Origin of the sequence: Sinorhizobium sp. BJ1, assembly GCF_002531555.1 — a bacterium.
GTDB classification, from domain to species: Bacteria; Pseudomonadota; Alphaproteobacteria; order Rhizobiales; family Rhizobiaceae; genus Sinorhizobium; species Sinorhizobium fredii_B.
Genome location: NZ_NWTH01000010.1, coordinates 49,363 through 63,429 on the forward strand (window position 1 = coordinate 49,363; position 14,067 = coordinate 63,429).

Here is a 14,067-nt window from a genome sequence, read left to right on the forward strand (position 1 = left end):
CCGTGCTCGATTACAGGGGAACGGAATCGCCGGTGGATTTAGATGTCGACAAGCGCCGAGACGAAATATTCGCCGACAATGCTCGAGCCGCGAAAGGGAACGCCGAATCCCAGGCTGACGGAGACCGAGTTTCGCCGCCGCTTCCTCAGTCGATTTCAGGATCGAGCCTTCGACGGCCTTCGCCCGGAATTGGACAAGATCGCTTCGGCGGCATGGGACGCTTACAAGCATCAGCGGAAGGCACCGCACACGCGCAAGGCCGGCACCGCATTCAAGGATCCCGACTATGAACTGTCAGTCGATTGGCTTGCGGCGCGCGATGCAATTCATGCTGCGCAAGAGCGTCACCGGGACCCGGACGGGCCGGCACGTATCCTTCTGATCAGCGGGTCGTCGCGGAGCGAACACAGCTGTCCCGGCGAAATCTCGAAGTCCTACCGACTGGTGCGGATCGCACAGGAAACGATGGACCAAACGGCCGGGGTGAAGACGACCGTTCTCGAGTTGCATCGTCTTGCTTCCGAATATGGACGCATGATTCATCCTTGCAAGGCCTGCTTTTCCACCTCGCCGGCGCTCTGTCATTGGCCGTGCTCCTGCTATCCCAACTATTCGCTTGGGCAGGTCGACGACTGGATGAACGAGATCTATCCGATGTGGGTCGAGGCGACCGGCATCATGATCGTCACGCCGGTCAACTGGTATCAGGTGTCTTCGCCGATCAAGCTGATGATGGACCGGCTGGTTTGCGCCGATGGCGGCAATCCCGACCCGACCTCGACCGAGGGCAAGGACGCGAAGCTCGCCAAGGCGCTTGAACTCGAGGGCTGGAGCTACCCTCGACATCTCGCCGGGCGGATCTTTTCCGTCGTCGTGCATGGTGATGTGGCGGGCGTGGAGAACGTTCGGCGTAGCCTGTCGGACTGGCTTTGCTACATGCATCTCGAACCCGCCGGACCCTTGGCGGAAGTGGATCGCTATATCGGCTACTGGAAACCCTATGCGCTCAGTCACGCCGAGCTGGATGCCGACGAGGCGGTGCAGGAAGAGGTCCGCAATGCGGCACAAACATTGGTGGAGGCGGTGACCGTCAAGCGCGCCGGAAAGATGGTTTCAGCAGGAGCCGACCTCTCGGAACCACGGCAGAAGTAACCGGGGCCACTGGTTTCGTGTTCCTGCCGACTGAGAAGGACCGATGGTCGCGATGTCATTCGATAACGCAACCTCGAATGCTCCGCACCCACTATCGGCATTGTGGACAGGCTCATATCGCCGCCAGGGCCGCGATATTCTTCCGATGCACCGCTTCATAGGGCTCGAAATAGGAGACTGCCCCCGCTGCCAGATCCTGCGCGATGAAATCCTTGAGGGGTTCGATAGCGACTCGGTCTTGTTTGACCGCATCGATCAACTGCTCGAGGTAACGCCGGTTGGCGTCGATGAGGCTCGCTTCATATCCGCCGGTCGCAATCCGATCCGGATCGCCGTGGTTCGGCAGAATGCGATCGATCGGCCAGGTCGCGAGGCGCCCCAATTCGCGAATGTGCTTCGCCGTATTTTCGGCTTCGGAAACATAGGTGACAGTGTCTTCGAGCGTATCGCCGGCCAACAGAATTCTCTCGTCCGGCAACCACAGGACATTGCCGTCGGCGCTGTGGATGTCGAAATGGTGAAGTTCGACACGGCGGCTTCCGATTTCCAGGTCCAGCCTCGTCTCGAAGAGCCGGCTGGGCATGACGAGCGGGATGATGGGCGGGACGCGCGTGGCGAGCTCCTCGCGATTGGCATGAAGCAGATCGGCTGTCAGCTTGAGCGCGATGATTTCGCAATCGGCAAAAACCGCATTGCCTGCGACATGATCGTTGTGCCAATGGCTGAGGACGACCCGGAACGAGGTTGCGCCAAGCCCCTCGAGATGTCGCCTGACGGCCTGCGCATGGGCAAGCGAGATATGCGTATCGTAAACGAGCGCCTCGCCCGCGTCGAAGATGGCATAGGAGGCGACGCCCAATCCGTAGGCACCGTCATCGAGCCAATTTGGCGAGGCGCCATGAAGCCTCCGTCCCTCGACGCGGCCATCGTAATAGGCAAACACGCCGGGACGGGGTTCAAAGATCCTGAGTGTCGAGGTCATGTCTGTCATATGGTCTCTCAAGAAAATCGCCGGCATTGCAGCAGGCATTATCACACCCGGACCGCCGCTCACATGCATTCCTGGGGCGGCGACGCGCTGGCGACCGCCCGCATCATGGACCTGATCCGCGCCGCCGCGGCACTCAAGACCGGCCAGGGCTCCGAATGGCCGGTTGGTCCGGATAAGCCGGGCTTCATGCGCAGTTGCATCCGCCTGATCGTCAACGGCATTCGTGCGCGTGGCTCAGCGCAACGCGATTAACTCGCTCGTATCCATGTCGTCATGTCATTCTTCGAACGACCCAGAGCGATCGGCCCGCATGGGCGATTCCGGACACGAGTCGGAGGCGAGGATCGTCCTTGAGCCGCTCGGCCTCGATCGCCTCGAGAAGCAGGGCCTGCCGGTCGGTCTCGTTTGCATTCGGCGTGATCCAGCAGCGCCGATCCTCGCAGCAGAGGCCGGCTTCCGGATGCTCCTGCAGATACTCGATCGCATATTCGGCGCCCACTGTTCGCGGTCCTGCGTCGACGGACATCTGTCCCTCCTCCTGTCTCCGTGATTGCTCAAGGATTATACTTGATTGTGGCGTCTGTTGCAGGAAGACGTTTTTGCTTGCTGCCGTCGGGAGCAATCGCGGCGTCTCGCTTCACCGGCCTGACGCTGCTCGGCACGATCCAGAACGGTGTCGGCGCGTGAAGCTGATGGCCTATCCGGTGACGCCGCACGAGGAGGCGGTGCTTACCAACATCAAGTACTTCGCTTTCGACCTGCTGCTCGGGCTCTACGACAACGAGGTGAAATATACCGAAGCGGTCTACGACGGCGTCGGCCTCACCGAGACGTCAATAAATTCCTGCACTACAACGCCAACAAGGCGCTGATGAAGCTTGGCTACGAGGCGCTGTTCCCGCCGGAAGCCTGCAAACCCCGCGATCCTGTCGGCGCTCTCGCCGGCCGCCGACGAAAACCATGACTTCTTCGCGGCTGGTCGTCCTATGTCATAGGCAAGGCGGTCGCGACGGAGGACGAGGACTGGGATTTTTGACGCTCCGGCATGGCGATAGAACCGGCCTTGACCAGCTGAGATCAACTATTTAATGAAGCCAGTGACGGTTCCCCTACGATGAAGCGAAGGGGATTAATAGGGAACACGGTGCGGACGACCCAAGAGGGACCAAGACCGTGGCTGCCCCCGCAACTGTAAGCGGATTGCCGCCCATCCTAGTGACGCGAAAGCGTCATGCCACTGCGAGCTCGATCGTGGGAAGGCAGGTGGACGGCAGATATCCGCGAGCCAGGAGACCTGCCGTCATGCGTTCACTCCAATGCGGGCGGGGATGCCCGGAACAGGACACAGCATGACCTCTCCTCGCGCCGATCTGCGCCTTTTAGCCTGCGGTCTTCCCCGTTCCTCGACGCCGTCGCGCTGTCGGCAGGCGGTCTGACTCCGTCCGTCCGCGCCACGAACGGCCGCATTCCGTGCGGCCGCTTCATCGAATCCGGGGAATAGACTTATGAAAAGCATCTTTGCGAAATCTAATCGCGGCATCCTGTGGGCTGCTGCCGTTCTTCTGGCGGCCATCGGCATGGAGGCCCAGGCCGCCGAAACCAGCTATCCGCTGACGCTTACCAATTGCGGCCGCCCGGTCACCTTCCCGAAGGCGCCCGAACGCGCCGTCTCGATCGGCCAAAGCAGCACGGAGATCCTGTACCTGCTCGGCCTTCAGGATCGGATGGTGGGTACCGCCGTCTGGATCGGTCCGGTCATCAAGGGTTATGAGGACGCGAATGCAAACGTCGAGCGGCTGGCCGACAACGACCCGAGTTTCGAAGGCGTCGTCGCCAAGAAGCCGGATGTCGTGACGGCGCAGTTCCAGTGGCATGTCGGGCGCGAAGGCATCGTCGCCAAGCCCGAGCAGTTCGAAGAACTCGGCATTCCGGTCTACACGTCGCCTGCCGATTGCGTCGGCAAGGACAATAGCGGCGGCGGCGATGGCGTTCGCCACACGGTCTTCACGATGGACCTCATCTATCAGGAAATCACCGAACTCGCCCAGATCTTCAACGTCCAGGAGCGCGGCGAGAAGCTGGTCGCCGAGTTGAGGGCGCGTGAGGATGCGGCGAAGAAGAAGATCGCGTCGGCGAACGGCAAGCTCTCCGCGGTGTTCTGGTTCTCGAGCGCCGAGCTCGACATCGATCCCTACGTCGCCGGCAAGAACGGCGCGCCGGGCTATATCATGCGGGCGCTCGGCATCGACAATGTCATCGACAGCGAAGAGGAATGGCCGACCGTCGGCTGGGAAACCATCGCCAAGTCCGGCCCGACGCTCGTCGTCGCGGGAAAGATGGAGCGCCGTCGCTTCCCCGCCGACGACGTCGCCGTCAAGCACAAGTTCCTGGAGTCGGACCCGGTAACCAGCCTGATGCCTGCGGTGAAAGAGGGCCACGTCGTCGAGATGGACGCCCAGGCGATGAACCCGACGATCCGGACCATCGAAGGCATCGAGGTGCTGGCCGATGCCGTCGAGAAATCCGGCCTGAACAAGTGATAGGCATCGCGCCATCCTTGTCGCGGACGAGCGCCAGCCTGCTGGCGCTCGTCGTGCTACTGGTCGCGCTCTGGCTGGGCGCGGCGATCGGCGAGACGGCCATTCCCATGGGCGTCGTCGCCAAGACTGTCGCCAACCGATTGTGGGATGCCGGATACGGCCTCGATGCGCTCGACGAGGGCATCATCTGGAACTACCGGGTGAGCCGCGCCATCGTGGCCGCCTGCTGCGGTTCGGCGCTGGCGGTCTCCGGCGTCGTGCTGCAGTCGCTGCTGCGCAATCCGCTGGCCGACCCCTACATTCTCGGTATCTCGGCGGGTGCATCGACCGGTGCGGTCGGCGTCGCCGTTCTCGGCATCGGCGCCGGCCTGCTGACGCTGCCGGTCGGAGCGTTCGCAGGAGCCATTCTCGCCTTCGGGCTCGTCAGCCTTCTGGCGATGCGTGCCGGCAGGGGCCATGGCGCGATCATTCTGGCCGGCGTCGCCGGCTCGCAGCTCTTCAACGCGCTCACGTCGCTCATCGTTACCAAGGCCGCCAATGCGGAACAGGCGCGCGCAATCATGTTCTGGCTGCTCGGCAATCTTTCCGGCGTGCGCTGGCCGGATGTCTGGCTCGCCGTTCCTGTCGCGGTGGTCGGCCTCATTGTCTGCCTGTGGCACGCGCGGGCGCTCGACGCCTTCACCTTCGGATCCGAGTCCGCCGCCTCGCTCGGCATCCCGGTGCGCCGGGTCTATGTCGTCCTGATTGGCGCATCGGCGATGATGACGGCGGCCATGGTCAGCATCGTCGGGTCGATCGGTTTCGTCGGCCTCGTCATCCCGCACGTGTCCCGGATGATCGTCGGCGTCCGGCACGGATTGCTGCTTCCCGCCGCCGCCTTGATCGGGGCGGTGTTCATGATCGCCGCCGACATCGTGTCGCGCGTCATCATTCCGGGGCAGGTGCTGCCGATCGGCGTCGTCACGGCGCTCGTCGGCGCACCGGCCTTTGCCGTCATCCTCAGCCAGCGCAGGACAGTTCGATGAAACTCTCCGCTTGCAATGTCTCGTGGTCGACGGGTGGAGTTTCCATCCTCCGGGATGTCTCGCTCGACGTCGTCGCGGGCGAGTTTCTCGGCATCGTCGGGCCGAACGGCTCCGGCAAGACCAGCCTGATGTCGCTGCTTGCCGGCCTCCGGCGGCCGCGGTCCGGCCGGGTGCTGCTGGACGGACAGGGCGTCGACACGCTGGGACGGAAGGAAATTGCCAAGCGCATTGCGCTGGTCGAGCAGCAGGCCGAAACGGGCGAGCGCATTTCGGCGCGCCAGGCGGTGGAACTCGGCCGCACGCCGCATCTCGGCCCTCTCACACCGTGGTCGACGAGGGATGACGAGATCGTCGACGAGGCGATCCGCAATGTCGGCATGGCGCAGCTTGCGGCGCGGACGTGGCACACGCTGTCGGGCGGGGAGCGGCAGCGCCTGCACATCGCCCGCGCCCTGGCACAACAGCCGCAGATGCTCCTTCTCGACGAGCCGACGAACCACCTCGATGTTGGCCATCAGATCGGTCTCCTGCATCTCGTGCGCCAGCAGAAGCTGACGGCGGTTGCCGCACTTCACGATCTCAACCATGCCGCCATGTTCTGCGACCGCATCGCCTTGATGAGCGGCGGTCGCGTCACTGCATTGGGACGGCCGCACGAAGTTCTCACCCAAGAGCGAATCCGCACCGTCTTCGGCGTCGACGTTGATGTCGAGTACCAGGGCGACGGCCGCTGCCATATCCGTTACCGCGCCCCCGGTTCCCCGCCTGCCGAAAAGCCGATGCTGAAGAGGATTTCATGATCAGTCTTGTCAGGCTGCTGTTGACCGTGCTGATTGCCATTTCGATGCCGGCCTTGGTGAGCGCCGAGACGGTCGAGGTCAAGATGCTGAACCGGGGCGAGAAGGGTTCGATGGTTTTCGAACCGGATTTCCTTGCGCTCCGGCCGGGCGACAGCGTCAAGTTCATCGCCACCAACAAGAGCCACAACGCCGCGACGATCGACGGAATGGTTCCGGACGGGCATCCGGGATTTAAGTGCAAGATCAACGAGGAGATCGTCGTCACCTTCGATAAGCCCGGCTTCTACGGCATCAAATGCTCGCCGCATTACGCCATGGGTATGGTCATGCTGATCAAGGTCGGGCATGTCGAACTGCAGCAGAGCTATCGCGCGATCGAGGTTCCCGCCCGAGCCAAACCGCGCTTCGAAGCGCTCTTTGCTGGAGCCGAAGCGGAGTAGCTGGGAAATAGCGGTCGCGGCCCATACCGAAACTTCCAAGAAAGTCTCCAGGGTAAATGGCACCTCTCCTCCGTATCTGCCGGATAGCTCCGATCATCGGAAGCCCGGCGGACCGTTGCCCCCCGCCCGCAGAGCACAATCGGCGGAAAATCTAGCCTCTCGATTTAGCGGGCAAGTTCGCCAGCGTTGGAGGTTGCCGGTACAACCCTGAACTCCCATTGAAATCGATTACATTTTCTGGCTTCATAGCGCTCGCAAGATTTGGGAGGAATCTAATGACGAAATTCATTGCTCTTGCGCTTGGCACGGTCGCGTCCATCGTTATCTCGGCCTCGGCGGTCAACGCGGAAACATTCAAGATAGGCCTTTCGAACGGCTGGGTCGGCAGCGAGTGGCGCACCCAGATGATTGACGAGGCGAAGGCCGCCGCGGCGAAATGGAAGGACAAGGGCGTCGACGTCGAGGTTTCCGTCCAGAGCGCCAATGTCGACGTGCCCGGGCAGATCGCCCATATCCGCAACTTCATCGCGGAAGGCGTCAACGCCATCATCGTCAATCCGAACAGCCCGACGGCCTTCGACCCGATCTTCGCGCAGGCGAAGGAGGCCGGCATCCTGGTGATCGCGACGGACGCGGAAGTCTCCTCGCCCGATGCGGTCTATGTCGGGATCGACCAGACCGCTTGGGGTGCTGCGGGCGCCAGGTGGCTCGCCGAGACGCTCGACGGCAAGGGCAAGGTGGTGGCGATCAACGGCGTTGCCGGGCATCCGGCAAACGAGATGCGGGTCGCCGGCTACAAGCAGGTCCTCAAGGATTTCCCGGATATCCAGATCGTCAATGAAGTGAACGCCAATTGGGATCAGGCCCAGGGACAGCAGGCGATGCAGAACATTCTCGCCACCTATCCCGACATCAACGGCGTGGTCGTACAGGACGGCATGGCGGCCGGCGCCTGGAAGTCGATCACGGATGCCGGCAAGAAGGACCAGATCGCCGCGACCGGCGAGATCCGAAAGGACTTCATCGACCTCTGGATCAAGGAGAAGCTGAATTCCGGTGCGACCGTGAACCCGCCCGGCGTGATGGCGAGCGCGCTCAACGTCGCCGTGCTGATGCTGCAGGGCAAGGAGCTGAAGGAGCCGGCCAAGGCGGGCCAATACGGCAACGCGCTCTATCTGCCGATCCCGTTCATCGACTCGAAGAACGTCGAAGAGGCGGCAAAGCAGCTCGATGGGAAGCCCGGCTACTATTCCTATACGAGCTCGCTGTCGATCGAAGAGGCGGAAGCGCTCTTCAAGTAAGCCTTTCGAAGTCAGGCCCGGGCCCTCTCGGCCCGCGCTCGGCCACCGGATCGTAACGGACACGGTTCCATGTCGAAATTGAAACTGAACGGGGTGAGCAAGGCTTACGGCGCGACCTTGGCGCTCCGCCGCGGTGACCTCGAAGTCCTGGCGGGCGAGGTCCACGTGCTGATGGGCTCCAACGGCTCCGGCAAGAGCACGCTCTGCAAGATCATCGCCGGCAGCGTGCGGCCGGACGACGGCAGGATCCTGATCGACGACACGCCGGTGACGATTACCGGGCCGCGTTCGGCCCGCGCCCAGGGCATCGGCATCTTTTATCAGGAGCTCAGCCTCGCCGCCCACCGGACAGTCGAGGAAAACATCTGCCTTGCCGCCCTGCCGGTCAAAGCCGCTCTCTTCGTCGACCGGACGGCACTGGAAGAGCGCGCGGCGCGCTATATCGCGCTGTTCGAGGGGGTATCCGGTGAAGGGTTTTCCGCCGACGCGCTGGTCGGCAATCTCAGGCCCGACCAGCGCCAGCTCGTCGAGATCATGAAGGCGTTGGCCAGCGAGGCGCCGCTTCTCATCTTCGACGAGCCGACTTCCGCGCTCGACCGTGCACAGGTCGAGCGCTTCTTCGAGATTCTGCGCGATCTGAAGCGGCGCGGCCGCGGCATCATCTTCATTTCGCACCGGATGGACGAGATCAAGGCGATCGGCGACCGCGTTACGATCATCCGCGACGGCGAGACAATCACGACGCTCAATCTCGGCGAGACCGATGCCGGCACGGTTATCCGGCTCATGGTCGGGGGAGCCGGCGACATGCCAGCTTCGCAGTCTTCGGCGCCGGCCGCCGTCGACGCCAAGGACGGGGCGGCGCTGACGGTCCGCGACCTTTCCGGCGTCGGCTTCCGCAATGTCAGCTTCGAGGTTGCGCGCGGCGAAATCCTCGGATTCGGCGGGCTGCACGGCCAAGGACAGTCGGCGCTGCTTAGGGCGATCTTCGGCGCCGGTTCGATCGCGTCGGGCGAAATCCTGATCGGCAGCGATCGGTTCGATGCGGCTAGTCCGCGCGATTCCATTCGGCGCGGCTGCGCCTATGTCTCCGGCGACCGCGGCCGCGACGGCGTCATCAGCGGCCGGCCGATCATCGAGAACGTCACGCCGATCCACTACCTGCGCGACCGGCTGATAATCGCCAGGCCCTCGAAGCTCAGCGACCGGGTCCAGCCGGCGCTCGAAAGCATGCATACGAAATTCGCGAGCCTCTTCCATCCGATCAATTCGCTCTCCGGCGGCAACCAGCAGAAGGTGATCATCGCCCGCTGGCTGATCGACCGCCCGGACGTGCTGCTGCTTGACGACCCGACCAAGGGGATCGACCTCTCGGCGAAGGCCGACCTCTTCGCGCTGATCCGGCAATTGGCGGCGGAGGGTCTCGGCATCATTCTCTATTCTTCGGAAGACGCCGAGCTGCTCGGCAATGCCAACCGCATCCTGGTCTTCAACGGCGGCTCCGTCAGCCGGGAACTCACCGGGGCGGATCGCACCCGCTACAATCTCTATCAAGCCGCGTACGAGGCCGCCTGATGGCAGAGATTGCAACAGGCCCGACCTACCGGCGCGCCGGCGGCATCCGCAGACTGCTCGAGCGCTACCCCTTCCTGCCGGCGCTCGCCATCGTCCTCGTGCTGCTTGCCTTGAACGGCGTCTTCTCGCCGAACAGCCTCAGCTACCGCTCGTTGACCGGGCTTCTGAGCACCTATATGGCGCTGATCCTGCTTGCTATCGCCCAGACCTATGTCGTCTATGCCGGGGACATCGACCTGTCGGCGGGCTCGATCCTCTCGCTCGTCAATGTCGCGATCGTCGTTCTGATGGAGCGCTGGGGCGGCGGCGCCGGCGCGGTGGTGCTGGCGCTTGCCATCGGCCTGCTGCTGGGGCTTGCCTGCGGCCTCGTCAACGGGCTTGTCGTTGCGGCGTTGCGCCTGCAGGCGATCGTCGCCACCTTCGCGACCAGCATCTTCTTTACCGGCCTGGCGCTCTACATCCTGCCGGTTGCCGGCACCCCGGCGCCGACCATCTTCTGGCGCACCTATGGCGGCCGGCTCTTCGGGCTGCCCTTGGTCTTCTATATCCTGGCCGGACTGGTCGTTCTCCTCGCGGTACTTGGCCGCACGCGCCTCACCACGCAATTGCTCGCCGTCGGCGACGACCAGCAGGCGGCCTATCAAACCGGGCTGCCGGTGGTGGCGATCAGGATTCGCGGCTACCTGCTCTGCGGCCTGTTCTCGGCGCTTGCCGCCTTCTGCATCACCGGAGACACGGCGAGCGGCGATCCGCTGGTCGGCGGCAAGATGACGCTCTTCAGCGTCGCCGCGGTGGTACTCGGCGGCAGCGCGCTCTCGGGCGGCTGGGGAACAGTGGTCGGCTCGCTTCTCGGCGCGCTGACGATCGGGCTGATCAGTTCGGTGGTCTTCTTCATGGGCACGCCTTCGGAGTGGCAGAATTTCGTCCAGGGCCTCGCAATTCTTATCGTGCTGATGGCCGGCGTACTTGCCGGCCGGAGGGCGCGTCCATGACCAGCGTAATCTCTTTCCTTCGCCAGCCGATCGTCGTCGCGCTCGTCCTGATCGTTCTCCTCCTCTATCTCGGCGAACTGCTCTCTCCCGGCTTTGCCAGTGGTGCGCAAATCCTCAGGCTCCTGATCGTCGCCTCGCTGCTGGGCATCGTCGCGGCCGGGCAGAACGTCGTGATCCTCGGCGGGCGAGAGGGCATCGATCTCTCAGTCGGCGGTGTCGTCTCGCTGTCGGCGATCATTGCCGGCAATGTCATGAATGGTGCCGATGGCGGTATTGTGCCGGCTATCGTCGCCTGCCTCGCGGCCGGTGCCTTCTTCGGCCTCCTGAACGGCCTCGGCATCACGCTGCTGCGTATCCCGCCGCTGGTAATGACGCTCGGCATGCTCGGCGTGCTGCAGGGCCTTCTCGTCGTCATCCGCATGGGCATTCCCTCCGGCCAGGCTGCGCCGGCCCTGTCGCGTTTCGTCACCCAGCCGCTTTTCTTCGGCGTGCCCGGAATCATCTGGCTGTGGGTCGCGTTCGGCATCCTCATGGCCTTCATGCTCAACCGCACCGTTTTCGGCCACCGCATCTATGCGGTCGGCTCGAACGAGCACGCCGCCTATATGGCGGGCGTTCCGGTCAAGCTTATGCGCATCGCGCTCTTCATGATCTCCGGCATGTTCGCGGCCATCGCTGGCCTCTGCTTGCTCGGCTATTCAGGCTCGTCCTTCGCCAATGTCGGCGAGCAATACACGCTGACTTCGATCATCGCGGTCGTCTTCGGCGGCACGTCGCTCGCCGGCGGCAAGGGCGGCTACACCGGCACCATGGCCGGCGCCTTCCTGCTCGTCATCCTGCAGGGGATCCTCACCACCGTAAACATCGACGAATCCGGCCGGCAGATGGTGTTCGGGGCGACCTTGCTGCTCCTTATGATGTTCTATGGGCGGGGTCGGGCGATGCGCGCATGAGGGAGCGGCCGAAGATCAAGGATATTGCTCAGAAGGCCGGCGTGTCGGTCGCCACCGTCTCGCGTGCGCTTTCGGATTCGGCGCTGGTGACGGCGGAGACGCGCCAGCGCATCCATGATCTCGCCCGTGAGCTCAACTATCGCCCCAACGTCAGCGCCCGAAACTTGAGGACCCGCAAGTCGATGGCGGTGCTCCTCGTCGTGCGCGATGTCGGCAATCCCTTCTATCTCGACATCCTGAAAGGCGTCGAAGCGACGGCGCGGGAAGCCGGCTATGCGGTGCTGATGGGCAATACCGAGAACGATCCGGTCCGCGAGATCGAGTATTTTAACATGCTGCGCGACGGCCATGCCGACGGCATGATCCTGATGACCGGCAAACTGCCGCCGGCGAGTGGCGATCGTGCCGGCGCCTCGAACCATCTGCCGGTGGTGGTCGCGCTCGAAATGATCGAGGGCTCGGGACTGCCGCATGTGCAGGTCGACAATGTCGGGGCCGCGCGTGGAGCGGTCGCGCATCTGATAGGGCTCGGGCACCGGCGGATCGCCCATATCAGCGGTCCCGTCCCCGAGCCGATGAGCGTCTATCGCCGGGAGGGCTACCGGCTCGCCATGCGCGAAGCCGGACTGGAGATCCCCGCAGGCTACGAGGTGCGCGGCAACTTTCTTCTGGAAAGCGGACAGGAATGCTGCCGGGCGCTCTTCGCCCTGCCGGAACCGCCGTCTGCGCTGTTCGTCGCCAATGACGAGATGGCCTATGGCGCCGCCCATGAGCTGAGGCGCATGGGGCGCGACGTCCCGGGTGAGGTCTCGGTCGTGGGTTTCGACGATCTCTATTTGAGCAAGGCCTTCTACCCGCCGCTGACGACCGTCAGCCAGCCGCGCGCCGAGATCGGCCGCACCGCGATGGGCCTCCTGCTCAGCATCCTGTCGGGCGGAAGCGTCGAGGGCGGCGAACCGATCGTGCTGCCGACGGCGCTCAACATTCGGGGCAGTACGGCGCCGCCTTGCACGTGAGCCATCCTGGGGAGGAAGGAAATGACCACATTGCCGAAAGGGACACTGCGCGTCGGATTTGTCGGAACCGGCTTCATCGCCCGCTTCCATCTGCAATCGCTCACCGGCGTGCGCAATGTGGAGGTCACCGGCGTCTACAGCCGCAATGCGGAAAATCGCGACCGCTTCGTGGAAGCGGTGAAGGGGCTTGAGCTCGGGACCTGTCGCGCCCATGACAGCCTCGCGTCGCTTCTCTCAGCCAGCGATGTCGATGCGATCTGGATCCTTTCGCCCAACTATACGCGGCTCGAGGTGATGCGAACGCTCCATGCGGAAATCAAGGCGGGTCGCAGCAGGGTCTTTGCGGTCGCCTGCGAAAAGCCGCTGGCGCGCACCGTCGCCGAAGCCCGCGAGATGCTGCGTCTCGCCGAGGACGCCGGCCTCAATCACGGCTATCTGGAAAACCAAGTGTTCTGCACCCCGGTTCTACGCGGCAAGGAGATCATCTGGCGCCGCGCCGCCTCGACGACGGGCCGGCCCTATTTGGCACGCGCCGCGGAAGAGCATTCCGGCCCGCACGAGCCTTGGTTCTGGCAGGGCGACAAGCAGGGCGGCGGGGTGCTGTCGGACATGATGTGCCATAGCGTCGAGGTGGCGCGCCATCTCTTGACGGCGCCCGGCGCGCGGCGCAGTTCCTTGAAGGTCAAGGCGGTGAACGGCACGGTGGCGAACCTCAAATGGACCCGCCCGGCCTATGCCGATCAACTGCGCCAGCGATATGGAAGCGATGTCGACTATTTGAAGCGCCCCTCGGAGGATTTCGCCCGCGCCACCGTCAGGCTCGAGGACGAGGAGGGCCGCGAACTGATGATCGAGGCGACGACCTCCTGGGCCTATGTCGGCGCCGGCTTACGCATCCAGCTGGAGCTTCTCGGCCCCGAATATGCACTCGAATACAATTCGCTCGGCACGGGGCTGAAGATCTTTTTGTCGCGGGCGGTGCAGGGGTCCGAGGGCGAGGACCTGGTCGAAAAGCAGAACGCCGAACAGGGGCTGATGCCTGTGCTGGAGGACGAGGCCGGCGTCTATGGCTACACGGACGAAAACCGGCATATGGTCGAGTGCTTCCGCAAGGGCGTCAAACCGATCGAGACCTTCGAGGACGGGCTCGCCGTGGTCGAGATCCTGATGGGACTCTACCGCTCGGCCGAAATCGGCGCGACGCTCAATTTTCCGGCGCCGGAGCTCGAGAATTACGTGCCGTTGGTGGCACGCACGGGCGCGTGAGGCATCCGCTTCCGTT

14 protein-coding genes, 1 pseudogene and 1 riboswitch are annotated in these 14,067 nt (G+C 63.7%); of the genes and pseudogenes, 13 read left to right on the plus strand and 2 right to left on the minus strand.

The window, feature by feature from the left end; all coding sequences use genetic code 11:
• Positions 1-42: 42 nt before the first annotated feature.
• Positions 43-1,152, plus strand: a complete 1,110-nt coding sequence (locus CO676_RS15920) for a flavodoxin family protein (protein ID WP_097521783.1) — start codon at positions 43-45, stop codon at positions 1,150-1,152.
• Positions 1,153-1,264: 112 nt separating this feature from the next.
• Here CO676_RS15920 and CO676_RS15925 read toward each other — a convergent pair whose 3' ends face one another.
• Positions 1,265-2,143 (minus strand): MBL fold metallo-hydrolase, encoded by an 879-nt coding sequence (locus tag CO676_RS15925; RefSeq protein ID WP_097521784.1) that lies wholly within the window; start codon positions 2,141-2,143, stop codon positions 1,265-1,267.
• 63 nt (positions 2,144-2,206) lie between these two features.
• Between CO676_RS15925 and CO676_RS15930 the strand changes: the two genes are divergently transcribed.
• Positions 2,207-2,395, plus strand: coding sequence for a hypothetical protein (locus CO676_RS15930; protein ID WP_097521785.1), 189 nt, complete (start codon positions 2,207-2,209; stop codon positions 2,393-2,395).
• A gap of 19 nt (positions 2,396-2,414) precedes the next feature.
• Here the strand turns inward: CO676_RS15930 and CO676_RS15935 are convergent, their stop codons facing one another.
• Positions 2,415-2,669 (minus strand): hypothetical protein, encoded by a 255-nt coding sequence (locus CO676_RS15935; RefSeq protein ID WP_080605559.1) that lies wholly within the window; start codon positions 2,667-2,669, stop codon positions 2,415-2,417.
• 211 nt (positions 2,670-2,880) lie between these two features.
• Between CO676_RS15935 and CO676_RS15940 the strand changes: the two are divergent.
• The 11 genes and pseudogenes from CO676_RS15940 to CO676_RS15990 all read left to right on the plus strand — a co-directional run.
• Positions 2,881-3,179: pseudogene (locus CO676_RS15940) on the plus strand (ribonucleotide-diphosphate reductase subunit beta); the annotation flags it as partial.
• Positions 3,180-3,227: 48 nt separating this feature from the next.
• Positions 3,228-3,460: riboswitch (cobalamin riboswitch) on the plus strand.
• A 260-nt stretch (positions 3,461-3,720) separates the two neighbouring features.
• Positions 3,721-4,683, plus strand: a complete 963-nt coding sequence (locus CO676_RS35235) for an ABC transporter substrate-binding protein (RefSeq protein ID WP_245424332.1) — start codon at positions 3,721-3,723, stop codon at positions 4,681-4,683.
• Positions 4,680-5,708, plus strand: a complete 1,029-nt coding sequence (locus CO676_RS15950) for an iron ABC transporter permease (RefSeq protein WP_179875500.1) — start codon at positions 4,680-4,682, stop codon at positions 5,706-5,708. The genes CO676_RS35235 and CO676_RS15950 overlap by 4 nt, the downstream gene beginning before the upstream one ends.
• Positions 5,705-6,508: an ABC transporter ATP-binding protein gene (locus tag CO676_RS15955; protein ID WP_097521788.1), complete on the plus strand. Its 804-nt coding sequence runs from the start codon at positions 5,705-5,707 to the stop codon at positions 6,506-6,508. Before CO676_RS15950 ends, CO676_RS15955 begins: the two co-directional genes overlap by 4 nt.
• Positions 6,505-6,948, plus strand: coding sequence for a pseudoazurin (locus CO676_RS15960; protein WP_097521789.1), 444 nt, complete (start codon positions 6,505-6,507; stop codon positions 6,946-6,948). The genes CO676_RS15955 and CO676_RS15960 overlap by 4 nt, the downstream gene beginning before the upstream one ends.
• A gap of 275 nt (positions 6,949-7,223) precedes the next feature.
• Positions 7,224-8,249 carry an ABC transporter substrate-binding protein gene (locus CO676_RS15965; protein ID WP_014763014.1) on the plus strand — a complete coding sequence of 342 codons (1,026 nt, stop codon included), beginning with the start codon at positions 7,224-7,226 and terminating at the stop codon, positions 8,247-8,249.
• Between the two features lie 69 nt (positions 8,250-8,318).
• Positions 8,319-9,824, plus strand: a complete 1,506-nt coding sequence (locus tag CO676_RS15970; RefSeq protein ID WP_014763015.1) for a sugar ABC transporter ATP-binding protein — start codon at positions 8,319-8,321, stop codon at positions 9,822-9,824.
• Positions 9,824-10,816 (plus strand): ABC transporter permease, encoded by a 993-nt coding sequence (locus CO676_RS15975; RefSeq protein WP_097521790.1) that lies wholly within the window; start codon positions 9,824-9,826, stop codon positions 10,814-10,816. Before CO676_RS15970 ends, CO676_RS15975 begins: the two co-directional genes overlap by 1 nt.
• The gene (locus CO676_RS35240) at positions 10,813-11,769 is read left to right on the plus strand and encodes an ABC transporter permease (protein WP_014763017.1); all 957 of its coding nucleotides are present in this window, start codon (positions 10,813-10,815) and stop codon (positions 11,767-11,769) included. The genes CO676_RS15975 and CO676_RS35240 overlap by 4 nt, the downstream gene beginning before the upstream one ends.
• Entirely contained in the window at positions 11,766-12,785 is a 1,020-nt protein-coding gene (locus CO676_RS15985; protein ID WP_014763018.1) for a LacI family DNA-binding transcriptional regulator, read from the plus strand. The genes CO676_RS35240 and CO676_RS15985 overlap by 4 nt, the downstream gene beginning before the upstream one ends.
• A gap of 21 nt (positions 12,786-12,806) precedes the next feature.
• Positions 12,807-14,051 carry a Gfo/Idh/MocA family oxidoreductase gene (locus CO676_RS15990; protein WP_097521791.1) on the plus strand — a complete coding sequence of 415 codons (1,245 nt, stop codon included), beginning with the start codon at positions 12,807-12,809 and terminating at the stop codon, positions 14,049-14,051.
• Positions 14,052-14,067 lie beyond the last annotated feature (16 nt).